Below are 13,617 nucleotides of genomic sequence, written 5' to 3'. Positions count from 1 at the left end.
TCCCCCCGGCCATGGCCAGCCAGCGGGCGGTGGAAACGCGGGACGCGGCAAAGCAGAGGGCGTGCATCATTGGTCCTGCTCCTTGGCGGGGTTCACGAAGATATCTTCGATCGCGAGGCCGAACAGATCGGCGATCTTGAAGGCGAGCGGCAGCGACGGATCGTAGCGGCCGGTCTCGATGGCGTTGACGCTCTGGCGCGAGACCTCGAGCCGTTCGGCGAGATCCTGCTGGCTCCACGCCCGCTCGGCGCGGAGCACGCGGAGGCGGTTGTTCATGCCGCGTCTCCCGCCCGATCGCGCCAAGCCAGCACGCACTGCGCGAGGCCCCAGCTGGCACACCATAGCGGGAATGCCCAGAACACGTCGATCTGGCCGAGGACGCGATAGATCTGGAGAAAGCCGAGCACCGTCGCTGCCGCGAGCACCACCCCGATGCCGAACAGCATCGCGGTAACGAGCCGCTGGCGCAGATACTCGTCGGTCTCCTCGCGCACATACAAGCCGATCACCAGCAGCATGCCGAGGATCGGCAGCGCCGGCAGGATCGAGAGCGCGACGAGCGCCCCGCCGGCGGGATGGAACCGCGACACGGCCAGGCTCGTCCCGATTACCAGAACGACATAGCCGATCATCGTCGGCACGAAGCGCCGCATATAGCGGCGGGCAGCAGCAGTTCGCGAAACCATGTAAAGCCTCCTTGCGAATCAGACAAGCAAGCTTTACGTCAACCACGCTTTACATGTCAAGCGTGGTTGACATACCAAATTCCTCCCCGGCACGGGGAGGGGGACCATGTGCGCCAGCACATGGTGGAGGGGCCGCCGCGCGAGCGGCGGTGTGTCCAGCGCTACCGACGAGCACCGCGCCTCCGGCGCGGCCCCTCCACCACGCGGCTGCGCCGCGCGGTCCCCCTCCCCGTGCCGGGGAGGAATTTACTTGGCGAGCCGCGTCACCATTTCCTCGGCGAGCTGGCTGAGCGTATCGTCGCGGGCGCCCATCACCACGATGCGGTCGCCCGGCCGGGCCTGCGCCACGAGATGCGCCGCCGCCGCCTCGCGCCCCGGAAAGTGCAGCGCCTGCGCACCGGTCGCCGCGACATCGGTGACGATGTCCGCGCTGGTCACCTCACGGGCGACGGTGCCGCCGTGATAGACCGGGTCCGGCAGCACCAGCAGGTCCTCGGCGCCCAGCTTCGTTGCGAACATCGCGACCAGCTCGCGACGCATCACCTTGAGCGGGCCATAGCCGTGCGGCTGGAACAGCAGCAGCAACCGCCCAGGAAAGGCGTGCAGCGTATCGAGCGTCGCGGCGATCTTGTCCGGGTTGTGCCCGAAATCGTCGATCACCGACACGCCGCCGGCCGTGCCGACCAGCTCGAACCGCCGCCGCAGCCCGGTAAAGCCCTCCACGGCCGCGCACGCATCCGCCAGCGACACCCCCGCCGCCGTCGCCGCGCCGATCGCCGCCAGCGCGTTGGCGACATTGTGCCGTCCCGGCACCTGCAGCCGCACCCCGCGCGCGGTCTCACCCGTCACAAGATCAAAGCCGATCGCAAAGGCTTCCGGCGCGAGGTTCCGCGCCATCAGGTCCGCCTCGCCTTCCACCGCGAAGGTCAGCGTGCGGCCCCGATCCAGCCCCGCCGCCAGCGCCGCGCTCTCGGCATCGCCGACATTGACCACCGTCGTCGCCGCCTTGCCCGCAAAGGCGCCGAACAGCAGCCGCAATTCCTCCAGCGACTTGTGGTCGAGGCTGACATTGTTGAGCACCGCGATCCGCGGCCAGTAGTTGGCGATCGAACCGTCGCTCTCGTCCACCTCGCTGACGAACGCGTCCCCCGCCCCCACCAGCGCGCTGGCGAACGGCGCGTCGGGCCCCGCGAAATTCTTCATCACCGCGCCGTTCATCACGGTGGGGTCGCGCCCGCAGGCGTGGAGGATCCAGCCGATCATCCCCGTCACGGTCGACTTGCCGCTGGTACCCGCCACGCCGATCGGCAGCGCGGACGCATTGAACAGGCTCGCCAACAACTCCGCCCGCGACATCCGCGCGCAGCCCAGTTCGGCCGCGCGGACCATGTCCGGCACGGTGGGCTCGATCGCGGCGGAGGCGACCACCACCTGCTCGGCCGACTGCACGCCGCTGCCGTCCTGCGGGAACAGGTCCACCCCGCGCGAGCGGAGCCAGTCGAACTTGGAGGCCAGCCGCCCGCCATCCAGGCTGCGGTCCGAACCCGAGACCCGGGCGCCCCGGCCGGCGAGGATCATCGCCAGCGGCATCATCCCCGAACCGCCGATCCCTACGAAGAAGGTTGCTTTGCCATGCTGCATGGGCACGCTATCGGCGAAGCGAGGAGACCATACAAGCATATGCGGATCGGAGTCGTCGCGCCGGCGCGGCCAGTCACCCGGGAATCGTCTGCCCGCATGGCGGCGTTCATGGCGCTCACCTACCCCGAGCATGAGGTGGTGTTCCACCCGCAATGCTATCTTTCGGCGGGCCATTTCGCCGGCACCGATGCCGAGCGCGCGGCGGCGTTCCTGGAGTTCGCCAATGATCCCGCGATCGACGCGATCTGGTTCGCGCGCGGCGGCTATGGCTCGAACCGCATCCTCGACGCGGTGATGCCACACCTCGGCGAGGCGGCGCGGCGCAAGACGTACATGGGCTTCTCCGACATGGGGTTCCTGCTCGGCGCGCTCTACGCCCGCGGCATCGGCCATCCCGTCCATGCCTCGATGGCGAGCAGCATCGGCAAGAACGATGCGGGGGTCGATACCGGCTGGGCGCTGGGCTGGCTGATCGAGCGCGACCGCCGCGGGCTCGACCCCGCACTCGCCGACGGCCGCCCCGCCGCCGCCTTCAACCTCGCGATCCTCACCTCGCTGATCGGCAGCAAGTACCTGCCCGACCTCACCGACCATGTGCTGATGATCGAGGAAGTGGACGAGCCGCTGTATCGGATCGACCGGATGCTGTTCAACATGGCCCATGCCGAGCAGCTGAAGGGCATCGCCGGCATCCGCCTGGGCGCGGTGACCGCGATCGCCGAGAACGACCCGCCCTTCGGCGAGACGGTGGACGAGATGATCGTCCGCTGGTGCAAGGAGATGGGCGTCCCCTATCTCGGCCGCTGCGCGATCGGGCACATTGCGACCAACCATGTCGTGCCGTTCGGCGTCGCATGAGCCCCGATCCGCACGCCCTGCGCCAGCGCCACGGCGCGGTATCGCTGCTCGCCCACCCCTCGCCGATCGAGCGGCTGGCGCGGCTGGAGGCGGCGCTCGGCACGGGGGTGCAGATCTATGCGAAGCGCGACGATGTGGCGGGCATCGGCGGCGGCGGCAACAAGCTGCGCAAGCTCGAATTCCTGCTCGGCGACGCGATCGCGCGAGGCTGCGACACCTTCGTCACCACCGGCGGCCTGCAATCCAACCATGCCCGGCTGAGCGCGGCGGCGGCGGCGCGGATGGGGCTCGCCTGCGAGCTGGTGCTGGCCGATGTCGTGCCGCGCCACGACCCCGACTATCGCGGCAACGGCAACCTCCTGCTCGACGCGATCTTCGGCGCGACCGTGCACCGCGTGCCCGGCGACACCGACCCGCTCGCCTTCGCCCACACCCGCGCCGCGACGCTGCGGGCGGCGGGGCGCAAACCCTATGTGGTCGGTGCGGGCGGATCGTCGCCGGTCGGCGCGCTCGGCTATGTCGCCTGCGCCTGGGAAATCCTGGACCAGGAGGCGGCGCTGGGCGAGCGCTTCGCCCGCATCGTCGTGCCCAATGGCAGCGCCGGCACCCATGCCGGCCTCGCAGCCGGCATGGCGGCCGCGGGCGCGGAGGTGGCGCGCGTCCAGTCCTACGCCGTCCTCGCCGCCCCCGAGCGCGCCCATGCCGAAACGCTGGCGCTGGCCGAGGCGACGCTCGCCGCCAACGCCCTGCCGGGTAGCGTGTCGGCGGCGGAGGTGGTGATCGACGGCAGCCAGCGTGGGCCCGGCTATGGCATCCCCACGGAGGCGATGCGCGAAGCGGTGGAACTGCTCGCCCGCACCGAGGGCCTGCTGCTCGACCCCGTCTACAGCGGCAAGGCGTTCGCCGGGCTGCTGGCGGCGATCCGGGGCGGCGCGTTCCAGCCGGGCGAGGCGGTGCTGTACGTCATGACCGGCGGCGTTCCGGGGCTGTTTGCGTATCGGGAGGTGTTTGGCGGATAGCTTCGCGCCGCCTCAGCGCCCGGGTGTCGAGGACTGGTGCTCAGCGAACACTTCGACAGCGGCCAATTCTGTGCCCTCGTTCCAGATTGATACCCAGTTTTCAGGATGAATGTCGATCGAGTGCGAATGCCCGTCTTCGAGAAAAACCCATACTTCGCCACGAGGCGGCACGTCAAACTGGTGGCAGGTCGGTTCTATAAAGATTGTTAGCGGCGCATCTAAGTAGTTTCGAATAGGTAATCGCACGACTTTTAACTCCGGCTAAATTTGCGTAAACACGGCAGAGAAATAACCGCTTCGCGGGGTGAATTGCGTTCAACTGGCGTTCCGCGGAACGCTCCAATCTATATTTACTCCGCCAACACCCGCCCAACCCGCACCAGCGCGCCATCGGGATCGGACACCGCGAACTCGTACGTCCCCCACGGCATCGCATGCGGCGTGCCCGGCTGGATGATCGCCGCGCGCACCCGATCCGCCACCGCGTCGACATCCTGGACATAAAGGTACAGCCCGAAGGGATTGTCCGGCGCCTGGGGCGTGTTCGCCTCGTGCCGCAGGTGCAGGTGCCAGCCGCGGCCGTCTTCCAGGATGCGGTAGTGGCCGTAATCGCTGGCCACCTCCAGCCCCAGCCGGCGGTAGAACTCGGTGCTCGCGTCGAGGTCGCGGCAGGGCAGGATGGCGACGATGTGGTGGCTGGCGTCCATGCCCGCAGGCTATGCTGGCCGGGCAGGGTGCGCCACCCCAAAGCGTTCGCTACCAACCCCTCCCCCCTGGCGGGGGAGGGAGGGGCCCGCTGCCGCAGGCAGTGGGAGGGAGAGGGGGCGATTTGCGGGACGCAAATCGCGCGGCGCTGCGCGCCGCTCACCCTCTCCAAGCTTCGCTAGCCGCTGAAGCGGCAAGCTGCGCTATCCTCCCCCGTCAAGGGGGAGGAGAAGAAGGGCGGCACCACCCCGAAATCCCCCGCCCCATCCCCTTTTCGCGAGCGCTTGCCTATATCGCCCCCGCGCGGGCATAAGCCGCGCTCCGTTCCACACCCATGAAAGGGGTTCCTCCCGTGTCCGAGATGTTCCGCATTACGCTGCCCGACGGTTCCGTCCGCGAGGTAGCCCCGGGGACTACCCCGGCGGACATCGCCGCGGCGATCGGTCCGGGTCTGGCCAAGGCGGCGCTCGCCGCGCGCGTCGATGGCGAGCTGCGCGACATCGGCCGCCCGTTCGAGGGCGATGCCCAACTCGCGCTCGTCACCGCCAGGGACGAGGCCGACGCGCTCGACCTGGTGCGCCACGATTATGCGCATATCCTGGCCGAAGCGGTGCAGAACCTGTTCCCCGGCACGCAGATCACCTTCGGCCCGTCGACCGACGACGGCTTCTATTACGACTTCGCCCCCAAGGACCGCCCCTTCACCGAGGAGGACCTGCCGGCGATCGAGGAGGAGATGCGCCGCATCATCGCGCGCGACGAGCCGCTGATCCGCGAAGTCTGGTCGCGCGCCGACCTGATCGCGCGCTGGACCGCGCAGGGCGAGACTTTCAAAGCCGAATGGGCAAAGGAACTGCCCGAGGGCGAGGAACTCACGGTGTATCGCGCCGGCAAGGGCGAGGACGCCTGGCTCGACATGTGCCGCGGGCCCCATCTCGCTTCGACCGGCAAGGTCGCGGCGGATGCGTTCAAGCTCACCCGCGTGTCGGGCGCCTATTGGCGCGGCGACCAGAAGAACGCGATGCTCAGCCGCATCTACGGCACCGGCTGGCTGAACAAGAAGCAGCTTCAGGAGCATCTGACGCGCCTGGAAGAAGCCGCCAAGCGCGACCATCGCAAGCTCGGCGCGGAGATGGACCTGTTCCACCTCCAGCAGGAGGCGCATGGCTCGGTATTCTGGCACCCCAACGGCTATGTCATCTACCGCGTGCTCGAGGATTATATGCGCCGCGCGGTCAACGCCGCGGGCAGCAAGGAAGTGAAGACCCCGCAGGTGATGGATGCGCGCCAGTGGGAGCAGTCCGGCCACTGGGGCAAGTATCGCCAGAACATGTTCGTCATCCCCGACGAGACGCCGAACATCGAGGACAAGGGCCCCATGGTGTCGAACGACGCCCAGTGGATGGCGCTCAAGCCAATGAACTGCCCGGCGCACGTGCTGATCTTCAAGCAGGGCATCAAGTCCTATCGCGACCTGCCGATGCGCCTCGTCGAGAATGGCTGCTGCCACCGCAACGAGCCGCACGGCGCGCTGCACGGGCTGATGCGCGTCCGCCAGTTCACCCAGGACGACGGCCACATCTTCTGCCGCGAGGACCAGATCGTCGACGAGGTGAAGGCGTTCTGCGCGCTCGCCGACCGGGTCTACAAGCATTTCGGCTTCACCTATGCGATCAAGCTGGCGCTGCGCCCGGAGAAGCGCTTCGGCACCGAGGAGATGTGGGACCAGGCCGAGAACGAGTTGCGCGACGCGGTGGTCGCCGCCGGCCTCGCCACGCCCGAATATGGCTGGGAGGAACTGCCCGGCGAAGGCGCCTTCTACGCGCCCAAGCTCGAATGGCACCTCACCGATGCGATCGGCCGCACCTGGCAGGTCGGCACCATCCAGTCGGACCGGGTGCTGCCCGAGCGGCTCGATGCGAGCTATGTCGGTGAAGATGGCGAGCGCCACCGGCCGGTGATGCTCCACCGCGCGATCTTCGGCTCGTACGAGCGGTTCATCGGCATCCTGATCGAGCATTTCGCCGGCAAGCTGCCGACCTGGCTCGCGCCCGTGCAGGCGGTGGTCGCGACGATCGTCTCGGATGCGGACGACTATGCCCGCGAGGTGGTGGCGAAGCTCCAGGCCGCGGGCATCCGCGTCGAGAGCGACCTGCGCAACGAGAAGATCAACTACAAGGTGCGCGAGCACTCGCTCGCCAAGGTGCCCAACCTGCTGGTGGTCGGCAAGCGCGAGGCCGAGGAGAGCACCGTGGCACTCCGCGTGCTCGGCAGCCAGGGCCAGACCATGCTGACGCTGGACGAGGCGATCGAGCGGCTCAAGGCCGAGGCGCTGGCACCGGACCTGCGCTAAGGTCCAGTATCAAGGGGCGGGCGGCACCTCCAGGCGCCGCCCGCACTTTTCAGAAGCGATAGTTCAGCCCGAGCTGCAGGATCGGGTAGACCTGATAGTCATTCGCAGTGTCCTGCAGCTTCTGGCGCTGCTTGGCGAGTTCGTTCCGATAGGTGGTGCCCGCCAGCGTCTGGTCGGTCGAAAGCGTGCCGTTCGAGGTGAAGTCGCGGATGCGCACCGCGCCCTGGAACAGCGCGCCGGCCTCGATGGTGAAGCCGAGTCCCTTGCGCAGCTTGCCGCCATAGCCGAGCGTCAGCTGCGGTGCGAATTCGCGCACATCAGCGCGGCCGGTGATGGTGCCGATCTGCTGGGCCGTGAACACTAGGCTGCCGATCTGGGTCGGGCCGGTCGGCGTCGCCCGCACGCGCCCGTCGGTGCCGTTGTAGCGCGCACCGGCCGAGAGCCGGAAGCCGCCGCCGAACGGATAGAGGTCGACAATCACCCCGCCCGAGGCGAGCTTGGCATGGCCGGCATAGTCGATGCCGCCCGAGGTGAAGTCATGGTCGAGCCCCAGGAAGCCGCCATTGGCGCGCACCCCGATCGTCTGGTTGGCGCGGTAGCCGATCTCCGGCCCGATGCCGAGCGTGCCGGCCGTCACGCCGAGGCTCAGCTTGCCCTGCCCGTCGCCCGCGCGCTCCTGCGCCAGCGCAGGCGTGGTGGTGCCTGCCGCGACGCAAAGCGCCGCCATCCAAATCCGCGTCATTACAAAGTCCCCAAGTTGCCGGCATCGTCGGCGCCAGCGCGGCGCCCCAAGCCATTATATGCGCTTTCCGACTGAGATGCCGGAAATGCCTGCCATTTTTCTCCGCGACCGCACCGAGAACGGGGCAAGCGCACCCAAGAAAACAATGCGAGATTCGCAGCGAAATGAACTGCGTGGGACCTTCTCTCGGGCCGAGGAAAGGTCTATATAGGGCCCTGATCAACTACAGGAGCTAGTCTTATACGTTCTCCCATGCCCCGGCGCCCGATGGCGCCCGCGATGCCGCTGAACGGGCCGCGGTTTAACGAATTCATCCAGTCGCCCAAGGTTCGTGTGATCGACCAGGACGGCGAAAATCTTGGCGTGATGTACACGCGTGAGGCAATGGCGCAGGCTGCCGAGGTCGGGCTCGACCTCGTCGAAGTGTCGCCCAATGCCGATCCGCCCGTCGCCAAGTTCCTCGATGTGGGCAAGTTCAAGTACGAGGCGCAGAAGAAGGCAAACCTCGCACGCAAGACCCAGAAGACGCAGGAGATCAAAGAGATCAAGATGCGTCCCAACATCGACGATCACGATTACGACGTGAAGATGCGTAACGTGCTGAAGTTTATCGGCGAAGGCGACAAGGTGAAGATCACCCTGCGCTTCCGTGGTCGTGAGCTTTCGCATGGCCAGCTCGGCATGCAACTGCTCCAGCGCGTCCAGCAGGACGCCGCGGAAGTGGCCAAGGTCGAGAGCTATCCGCGCATGGAAGGCCGTCAGATGCTGATGGTGCTCTCGCCCAAGTGATGCGTGCGCGGCGGCTTGCGTTCGCGGCCGCCGCCGCATTCCTGCCGGCCGCAGCGGGGGCGCAGACCGCGGCCCTGCCGCCGGTTCCTGCCGCCGCGAACGAGCCGATCGCCATGCCCAGGGCGGCGCGACTCGCCTGGGCCGACGAGTTCGACTCCGGCCGCCTGCCCGACCCCAAACGCTGGTCCTACGACACCGCCCGCAACAAGCAGGGCTGGTACAATGACGAGCGGCAATATTACGCTGCCAACCGCGCCGAGAATGCGCGGATCGAACAGGGCCGCCTGATCCTCGAGGCCCGCCGCGAGCGCCTGTCGAGCGAACCCGATTATGGCGGCCAGGACTATAGCTCCGTGCGCCTGTTCACCCGCGGCCTCGCCAGCTGGACCTATGGCTTCGTCGAGGTCCGCGCCAAGCTTCCCTGCGGCAAGGGCCTCTGGCCGGCCATCTGGCTGCTCGGGGCCGACGGCAAGACCGGCTGGCCGCACCAGGGCGAGATCGACGTGATGGAGCAGGTCGGCTGGGATCCGCAGACGATCCACGGCACCATCCATACCGGCGCCTACAACCACGCCCGGCACACCCAGAAGGGTGCCACCGCCCGCGTGGCGGATGCCTGCACCGCCTTCCACCGCTATCAGCTCGACTGGAACCGCGACCGCATTCTGATCGGCGTCGATGGCCACGCCTATATGCGCTTCGACAACGACCATAAGGGGGATCCCGCCACCTGGCCGTTCGACAAGCCGCAATATCTGCTGCTCAACCTCGCCGTGGGCGGCTGGGGCGGCATGCAAGGCATCGATCGCGCCGCCTTCCCGTCGCGGATGGAGGTCGACTATGTTCGAGTCTGGCAGGTGCCGGAGCAGAAAAAGGGGCGGTGACCTGCCCGCCCCTTCCCGATCTCAGTCCTCGGCGGCGATCCGCACGCGCAGGCCGTCCAGCGCATCCGTGAACGGAATCTGGCAGGAAAGCCGCGAGGTCGCATCGCGATCGCCGGCGCTGTCCAGCAGGTCGTCCTCGTCCATGCTCATCTTCGGCAGTTTGTCCGCAAATTCCGGGTCGACATGCACATGGCAGGTGGCGCAGCTGCAGCAGCCGCCGCACAGCGCCAGCAGTTCATCGAAACCGTTGTCGCGAATGACTTCCATCACGCTGAGACCGGCCTCGCCGGTTACCGTCCGTTCGGTTCCGTCACGCGTCACGACCGTAAGCTGGGGCATCTGCTTCTCCTTGGTTTCCGGCGTCCATGCCGGTGAACCGAGCCCGTTTCAAGGAGCCAATCCATGGGCCTGACCGCCGACCAGCTAAAGGGGTCGATCGACGCATTGGCGGCGCTCGAACCCGCCTTCGCCGCCGCACTCGAACGGGCCGGCTATCCCGAGCCGCGCATCCGCGCGCCCGGCTATGCCACGCTGCTGCGCACGATCGTGGGCCAGCAAGTGAGTGTCGCCGCCGCCACCGCCGTGTGGAACAGGCTGGATGCGGTGCTGGGCGATGCCGAAGACCCCGCATTGCTCGCGGCCGCCAGCGACGAGCTGCTGCGCAGCGCCGGCCTGTCGCGCCAGAAGATGGGCTATGCCCGCAGCCTGTCCGAACAGGTGACCAGCGGCGCGCTCGACCTGACCGCGCTGCCCGTGGACGACGAGGAAGCGATCGCCGCGCTCACCCGCATCAAGGGCATCGGCCGCTGGTCGGCGGAGATCTATCTGCTGTTCGCCGAGGGCCGCCCGGATATCTGGCCGGCGGGCGACCTGGCGGTGCAGATCGAGATCGGCCGCATCCTCGGTCATCCGGAGCGCCCCAGCGAGAAGCTGACGCGGGAATGGTCCGAGACATGGCGCCCGCACCGCGGCGCGGCGGCGATCTTCGCATGGCACCATTACGGCATGGTGAAGAGCGCCATCTGAACGCCCCCGTGGCCGATCTCAAAGATCACGGATGAACGATTGCAAAACAATATAATTCTCTTGGCAGCCTTTGCAAGGCATGCGATCAATGCGGCACAATAGAACAAGTCACGGAGGGGATCATGCAGGCACGAACAGCACTGCCGTATCTCGCGCTGATCTTTGCACTGTCGCCCGTCACGGCGGCCATGGCGCGGCCCGCAAGCGACGAACCGAGCACCGCGGAGAAGCTGCGCCTGGTGGCGGAGTTCACCGATTGCGTGACGGCACAGAAATCCCGCCAGCCGGCGATCCAGGCCTTTCTCCGCACGATCCCCGATCGGCCGGGCTTCGGCGAGGCAGGACTGAAGGCGGCGGACCTTAGCTGCCTCAACCGGGCCGCGGTGCGGATGCACAGCAAGATCGAGATGCGGTTGCAGCCGGAGAGCTTCCGCAACGCGCTGTTCCCCTCGCTCTATCGTCGCGAGTTCGGCAAGGCGGGGCCGGTCGCCGATTTCAAGACGGTGCCGCCGCTTCGCCTTTCCGAGGAGTTCGACGGTGACACCGCCGAGTTGCCCGGCGATTTCATCGCCGGTCGCCTGTTCGGTGACTGCGTCGCGCGCGAGGATGCCGCCGACGCCCACGCGATGCTGCTCGCCCAGCCGACCAGCCCGGAGGAAAGCGCCGCGATCGATCGGCTGAAGCCCGCCTTCACCGCCTGTATCAAGCAGGACCAGACGGTCAGCATTACGCGGGCAGCGGTGCGCGCGACCGTGGGCGAGGCGATGCTCAAGCTGTCGCGGGCGGCAAGGGCCGGATAAGGGTTCCGATCCAGAGGACAGGCCGTCCCGGCCCTAAACGATGATCGACCGGCGATCGTCGTCCTCCACGGTCGCTACCGATGAAGACGGGCGGGGCCGACATCCGGCGGCCACCGCCCTTCGGCTTCAGCCTTCGGCGCTGTCCGCTTCCGGCGCAGGGTCCGCAGTCGCCTCGCCACCGCTCTGGAACCAGGCCTCGACCGGGCCGACCAGCTTGATCGTCAGCGGGTTGCCCTTGCGATCGGTCTTCTTGCCCAGCGCCACGCGCACCCAGCCTTCGGAAATGCAATATTCCTCGACGTCGCGGCGCTCGACGCCCTTGAACTTGATGCCGACGCCGCGCTCCAGCAGTTCGCGGGCGAAATAGGGGCTGCTCGGGTTGACCGACAGACGATCGGGAGGAGTATCGCTCATGGCCGGGCTCATGCCGTCATTCGGGCGCCGGTTCAAGATAGCGATGGATGGCGGATACCACGATGGAGCCCTCGCCCACGCCCGAGGCGACCCGCTTCACCGACCCCGCCCGCACGTCGCCCACCGCGAACACGCCGGGTGCCGACGAGCAGAAGAACGTCTCGCCGCTGCCCGTCCGCACGAATCCTCCCTCGTCCAGATCGACACAGCCTTCCAAGAAGCCGGTATTGGGCGCCGCGCCGATCATCACGAACAGTGCCCCTACCTCCCGGCGCTCCACCGTGCCGCTGCGCCGGTCGGTCCAGCACAGGCCGCGCAGCGCCCGCTCGCCTTCCAGCGCGCTCACTTCGGTGAAGGGGTGGAGGGTGATGCGGTCCGATGCTTCGATCCGGTCGATCAGGTAGCGCGACATGGTGGCGGCAAGGCCGGGCCCGCGCACCAGGATATGGACGTGCGCGGCATGGCGGGCGAGGAAGACCGCCGCCTGCCCGGCCGAATTGCCGCCGCCGACCACCACCACCTCGGATCCGGCGCACAGGCCCGCCTCCATGGCGGTCGCCGCATAATAGATTCCGTTGCCTTCAAGCTCGGCATAGCGCGGCAGGTCGAGCTTGCGGTAGCGCGCGCCGGTCGCGACCACCACCGCCCGAGCCTGGACCGTCGTACCGTCATCGAGGTGGAGGCGGAAGGGCCGCTCCTCGCATTCGATCCGCACCACCGAGCGCGAAACCAGCAGCCGCGCACCGAATTTCTGCGCCTGCACCTGCGCACGACCCGCCAGCGCCTGCCCCGAGATACCGGTGGGGAAGCCGAGATAATTCTCGATCTTGGAACTGGTCCCTGCCTGGCCGCCGGGCGCCACCGCCTCGATCACGATCGTGTCGAGCCCTTCGGAAGCAGCATAGACCGCCGCCGCAAGGCCGGCAGGCCCGGCGCCGACGACGACGAGGTCGTGCACGTGCGCCGGATCCAGCGCCGTCGCCAGGCCCAGCGCGTCGGCGAGTGCGGCGTTGCTGGGATTGCGCAGCACCCGGCCTTCCAGCACCACCACCGGCAGGTCCTCTTCGGTGAGCGCGAGCCATTCGAGGAACCCCGCCGCATCGGGATCGGTGTCGGTATCGATGCGCCGATGCGGGAAGGCGTTGCGCGTTAGGAAGGTCTCGATTCGGCCCATGTCGGCGCCGTGCCCCGGGCCGGCCAGCGCCACCCCGGCATCGCTGTGGCGGAGCAGACCCACCCTGCGCAGGATGAAGGCGCGCATGACGATCTCGCCCACGTCCGGCTCGGCCGCCATCATCCGGCGGAACGCGGTGCGCTCGATCCGCACCACCCGCGTGCCCGCCGTGGCGCGACCGCTCACCAGCACCTTGCGATCGTTGAACAGGTCGAGCTCACCGGTGAACTGGCCCGGGCCATGCGCATGCACGAGATGCGGCCGGCCTTCCGAATCGGTGTCGAGGATCTCGATGCCGCCCGCCAGACACAGGAAGAAGTCGACGCTGCGGTCGCCGCGGCGGAACAGCATCGCACCTTCCTCCGGCGCCTCCTCCGTCCCGAAGGCAGCGACCCGGGCCACCATTTCGGCGGTCAGGACCGGGAAGGTCTGGGCGGATCGCGCATAGGGATCGGCCGGGTCGAGCGGTTCGGGATCTGCCATGGCGCCACTCTATCGCGCGCGCGGGCGCGCACGAACCATCCGT

15 protein-coding genes are annotated in these 13,617 nt (G+C 67.9%); 7 read left to right on the top strand and 8 right to left on the bottom strand.

Features of this window, described 5'->3' with window-relative positions; genetic code table 11:
• Window positions 1-66 precede the first annotated feature (66 nt).
• From KK7_RS0109935 to KK7_RS0109925, 3 genes are all read right to left on the bottom strand, one after another.
• Window positions 67-276: a helix-turn-helix transcriptional regulator gene (locus KK7_RS0109935; protein ID WP_010544494.1), complete on the bottom strand. Its 210-nt coding sequence runs from the start codon at window positions 274-276 to the stop codon at window positions 67-69.
• The gene (locus tag KK7_RS0109930) at window positions 273-686 is read right to left on the bottom strand and encodes a hypothetical protein (protein WP_010544493.1); all 414 of its coding nucleotides are present in this window, start codon (window positions 684-686) and stop codon (window positions 273-275) included. The genes KK7_RS0109935 and KK7_RS0109930 overlap by 4 nt, the downstream gene beginning before the upstream one ends.
• A 246-nt stretch (window positions 687-932) precedes the next feature.
• The gene (locus tag KK7_RS0109925; RefSeq protein ID WP_010544492.1) at window positions 933-2,327 is read right to left on the bottom strand and encodes a UDP-N-acetylmuramate--L-alanine ligase; all 1,395 of its coding nucleotides are present in this window, start codon (window positions 2,325-2,327) and stop codon (window positions 933-935) included.
• A 39-nt stretch (window positions 2,328-2,366) separates the two neighbouring features.
• Here KK7_RS0109925 and KK7_RS0109920 point away from each other — a divergent pair, with 39 nt between their 5' ends.
• Both KK7_RS0109920 and KK7_RS0109915 read left to right on the top strand, forming a co-directional pair.
• Window positions 2,367-3,185, top strand: coding sequence for an LD-carboxypeptidase (locus tag KK7_RS0109920; protein ID WP_010544491.1), 819 nt, complete (start codon window positions 2,367-2,369; stop codon window positions 3,183-3,185).
• Entirely contained in the window at window positions 3,182-4,204 is a 1,023-nt protein-coding gene (locus KK7_RS0109915; RefSeq protein WP_010544490.1) for a D-cysteine desulfhydrase family protein, read from the top strand. The genes KK7_RS0109920 and KK7_RS0109915 overlap by 4 nt, the downstream gene beginning before the upstream one ends.
• A gap of 350 nt (window positions 4,205-4,554) precedes the next feature.
• Here KK7_RS0109915 and KK7_RS0109910 read toward each other — a convergent pair whose 3' ends face one another.
• On the bottom strand, window positions 4,555-4,911 hold the full coding sequence (locus KK7_RS0109910) for a VOC family protein (protein ID WP_010544489.1): 357 nt from the start codon (window positions 4,909-4,911) through the stop codon (window positions 4,555-4,557).
• A gap of 359 nt (window positions 4,912-5,270) precedes the next feature.
• Between KK7_RS0109910 and thrS the strand changes: the two genes are divergently transcribed.
• Entirely contained in the window at window positions 5,271-7,262 is a 1,992-nt protein-coding gene (thrS, locus tag KK7_RS0109905) for a threonine--tRNA ligase (protein WP_193378011.1), read from the top strand.
• A 49-nt stretch (window positions 7,263-7,311) separates the two neighbouring features.
• Here the strand turns inward: thrS and KK7_RS0109900 are convergent, their stop codons facing one another.
• Window positions 7,312-8,004 carry a hypothetical protein gene (locus tag KK7_RS0109900; RefSeq protein ID WP_010544487.1) on the bottom strand — a complete coding sequence of 231 codons (693 nt, stop codon included), beginning with the start codon at window positions 8,002-8,004 and terminating at the stop codon, window positions 7,312-7,314.
• Window positions 8,005-8,256: 252 nt separating this feature from the next.
• Here KK7_RS0109900 and infC point away from each other — a divergent pair, with 252 nt between their 5' ends.
• Together infC and KK7_RS0109890 are read left to right on the top strand one after the other, a co-directional pair.
• Window positions 8,257-8,793, top strand: a complete 537-nt coding sequence (gene infC, locus KK7_RS0109895; protein ID WP_029623153.1) for a translation initiation factor IF-3 — start codon at window positions 8,257-8,259, stop codon at window positions 8,791-8,793.
• Complete coding sequence (locus KK7_RS0109890; protein WP_010544485.1) at window positions 8,793-9,677, top strand: glycoside hydrolase family 16 protein; 885 nt, start codon at window positions 8,793-8,795, stop codon at window positions 9,675-9,677. Before infC ends, KK7_RS0109890 begins: the two co-directional genes overlap by 1 nt.
• Window positions 9,678-9,698: 21 nt before the next feature.
• Here the strand turns inward: KK7_RS0109890 and KK7_RS0109885 are convergent, their stop codons facing one another.
• The gene (locus KK7_RS0109885; protein ID WP_010544484.1) at window positions 9,699-10,016 is read right to left on the bottom strand and encodes a 2Fe-2S iron-sulfur cluster-binding protein; all 318 of its coding nucleotides are present in this window, start codon (window positions 10,014-10,016) and stop codon (window positions 9,699-9,701) included.
• Window positions 10,017-10,079: 63 nt separating this feature from the next.
• Here KK7_RS0109885 and KK7_RS0109880 point away from each other — a divergent pair, with 63 nt between their 5' ends.
• Both KK7_RS0109880 and KK7_RS0109875 read left to right on the top strand, forming a co-directional pair.
• Window positions 10,080-10,703, top strand: coding sequence for a DNA-3-methyladenine glycosylase family protein (locus KK7_RS0109880; protein WP_010544483.1), 624 nt, complete (start codon window positions 10,080-10,082; stop codon window positions 10,701-10,703).
• Window positions 10,704-10,825: 122 nt separating this feature from the next.
• Complete coding sequence (locus KK7_RS0109875) at window positions 10,826-11,503, top strand: hypothetical protein (protein WP_010544482.1); 678 nt, start codon at window positions 10,826-10,828, stop codon at window positions 11,501-11,503.
• Between the two features lie 126 nt (window positions 11,504-11,629).
• Here the strand turns inward: KK7_RS0109875 and KK7_RS0109870 are convergent, their stop codons facing one another.
• The gene (locus tag KK7_RS0109870) at window positions 11,630-11,917 is read right to left on the bottom strand and encodes a DUF3297 family protein (RefSeq protein ID WP_010544481.1); all 288 of its coding nucleotides are present in this window, start codon (window positions 11,915-11,917) and stop codon (window positions 11,630-11,632) included.
• 16 nt (window positions 11,918-11,933) lie between these two features.
• On the bottom strand, window positions 11,934-13,574 hold the full coding sequence (locus KK7_RS0109865) for an FAD-dependent oxidoreductase (protein WP_010544480.1): 1,641 nt from the start codon (window positions 13,572-13,574) through the stop codon (window positions 11,934-11,936).
• Window positions 13,575-13,617 lie beyond the last annotated feature (43 nt).

The organism is Sphingomonas elodea ATCC 31461 (assembly GCF_000226955.1).
Classification (GTDB): domain Bacteria; phylum Pseudomonadota; class Alphaproteobacteria; order Sphingomonadales; family Sphingomonadaceae; genus Sphingomonas; species Sphingomonas elodea.
Note: the sequence above shows the minus strand (reverse complement) of the source record. Positions and strands in the feature narration are given on the sequence as shown.